The sequence below is a fragment of the Streptomyces sp. 13-12-16 genome (assembly GCF_002114215.1).
Taxonomy (GTDB): Bacteria; Actinomycetota; Actinomycetes; order Streptomycetales; family Streptomycetaceae; genus Streptomyces.
Genome location: NZ_NCTE01001004.1, coordinates 1 through 2,592, shown reverse-complemented (window position 1 = coordinate 2,592; position 2,592 = coordinate 1). Strand labels below are relative to the sequence as shown.

Below are 2,592 nucleotides of genomic sequence, written 5' to 3'. Positions count from 1 at the left end.
CCGTCCCCCCGGAGCCCGGGCCGGACCGGCCCGTGGGCGAGTTCGTCCCCGTGGACGGCACCGTGCCCGCCACCCCGCACCTCGCGCCGACCCCGCCCCAGGGCGTGGCCGTCCCCGCCGGGGAACCCCGCGAGGCGGACGCCGAACCCGCACAGAACCCGGACGACCTGGACACCCAGGGCGCCGGCGTGGACGCGGCCCCCGCGCGGCCCACCGGTCCTGCCGCCCCCGGCTACGACGACGTGGAGCGCGAGGCCGTACTGAAGGTCATGCGCGAACGCCGGGACATCCGCAACGGCTTCCGCGACGACCCCATCCCGCACGAGGTGCTGCTCCGCGTCCTGGAGGCCGCCCACACCGCGCCCTCCGTCGGCCACTCGCAGCCCTGGGACTTCGTCGTCATCCGCTCCGCCGACACCCGGCGCAGCATGCACGAACTGGCCACGCGCCAGCGCGACGCCTACGCCAAGTCCCTCCCCAAGGGCCGGGCGAAGCAGTTCAAGGAACTGAAGATCGAGGCCATCCTCGACACGCCGGTGAACATCGTCGTCACCGCCGACCCGACCCGCGGCGGCCGGCACACCCTCGGCCGCCACACCCAGCCCCAGATGGCGCCGTACTCCTCCGCGCTCGCCGTCGAGAACCTCTGGCTCGCCGCCCGTGCCGAGGGCCTCGGCGTCGGCTGGGTCAGCTTCTTCGACGAGCGCGAGATGGTCCGCGCGCTGGGGCTCCCCGAGCACCTCGAGGTCGTCGCCTACCTGTGCGTGGGCTACGTCGACGAGTTCCCGGACGAGCCCGAGCTGATGCAGGCCGGCTGGTCCAAGCGCCGCCCGCTGTCCTGGGTCGTGCACGAGGAGACGTACGGCCGTCGCGCCCTGCCCGGAGAGGACCCCCACGACCTGCTCGCCGAGACCGTCGCACAGATCCGCCCGCTGGACGCCAAGGCGCTCGGCGAGGCGTGGGAGCGCCAGAAGCGCATGACCAAGCCGGCCGGGGCGCTCGGCATGCTGGAGATCATCTCCGCCCAGCTCTCCGGCCTGTCCCGCCAGTGCCCGCCGCCCATCCCGGAACCCGCGGCCGTCGCGGTCTTCGCCGGCGACCACGGGGTGCACGCCCAGGGCGTCACCCCCTGGCCGCAGGAGGTCACCGCCCAGATGGTGGCCAACTTCCTCGGCGGGGGAGCGGTCTGCAACGCCTTCGCCGCCCAGGTCGGCGCGGAGGTCTGCGTCGTCGACGTGGGCGTCTCCTCCGACCTCCCGGCCACCCCCGGTCTGCTGCCTCGCAAGATCCGCGCCGGTACGTCCGACATGACCACCGGGCCCGCGATGACCCGCGAGGAGGCCAAGAAGGCCATCGAGGTCGGCATCGAGACCGCCCGCGACCTGGTCGCGGCCGGCAACAAGGCCCTCCTCACCGGCGAGATGGGCATCGCGAACACCACCGCGTCCGCCGCCCTCATCTCCGTCTTCACCGGCGCCGACCCGGCGGAGGTCACCGGCCGCGGCACCGGCATCAACGACGAGACCCTCGCCCGCAAGACCGAGGTCGTCCGCCGCGCCCTCGAACTCCACCAGCCGGACCCGGCCGACCCCGTCGGTGTCCTGGCCGCCGTCGGCGGCTTCGAGCACGCCGCCATGGTCGGCCTGCTCCTCGGCGGCGCGTCGCTGCGTACGCCGGTGATCCTGGACGGCGTCAGCGCCGGTGCCGCCGCCCTGGTGGCCCGGGCCATCGCCCCCGAGGTCCTGGCCGCCTGCATCGCGGGCCACCGCAGCGCCGAGCCCGGCCACGTCGCCGCCCTCAACAAACTGGGCCTGCGCCCCCTGGTCGACCTCGACCTCCGCCTCGGCGAGGGCACGGGCGCCCTCCTGGCCCTCCCGCTCGTGCAGAGCACGGCCCGGGCCATGCACGAGGTGGCGACCTTCGACTCGGCGGGCGTCACCGAGAAGTAAGGTCTCCTCCTCGACGCCGGGGTGGTCGTGGCCAGTCGTTCCTCCCCCGGGCCCTCGAGGGCCCGGGGGAGGAACCCCGGGCGGAACGGGCGGGCACGACCACCCCGAAGCCGGCACCCGGCGCCCCTCGCCCACCCACCGGACACCGGACCCGCCGAAACCCCCGCACCATTAAAATCCGCACGTCAGGGCTACCGCACGCCGCAAGAGGAGCCGTCCCTCATGGCCGAACACCCCGCCTACCCCGTAGGCCTCCGCCTCACCGGCCGCCGGATCGTCGTACTCGGCGGCGGCCAGGTCGCCCAACGCCGACTCCCCGCCCTGATCGCCGCCGGCGCCGACATCCACCTGGTGTCCCCCGAGGCCACCCCCTCCGTGGAGGCCATGGCGGACGCCGGCGAGATCACCTGGCACCGCCGCCCCTACGCCGAGGGCGACCTCGCGCAGGCCTGGTACGCCCTCATCGCCACCGGCGACACCGACGCGAACACCCGCGCCTCCGCCGAGGCGGAAGCGCACCGCGTCTGGTGCGTCCGCTCGGACGACGCCGACGCGGCCACGGCGTGGACGCCCGCCACCGGCTCCAGCGAGGGCGTCACCGTGGCCGTCCTCACGACGCGGGCACGCGGCCGCGACCCCCGCC

2 protein-coding genes are annotated in these 2,592 nt (G+C 75.0%); both read left to right on the top strand.

Annotation, left to right across the window (positions count from 1 at the left end):
* Positions 1–1,949 (top strand): nicotinate-nucleotide--dimethylbenzimidazole phosphoribosyltransferase (gene cobT / locus B7767_RS34055; protein WP_143652777.1); only part of this gene is annotated, 1,949 nt, incomplete at its 5' end.
* A gap of 222 nt (positions 1,950–2,171) precedes the next feature.
* The coding region (locus B7767_RS34050; RefSeq protein WP_143652776.1) for a bifunctional precorrin-2 dehydrogenase/sirohydrochlorin ferrochelatase at positions 2,172–2,592 on the top strand (421 nt) is incomplete at its 3' end.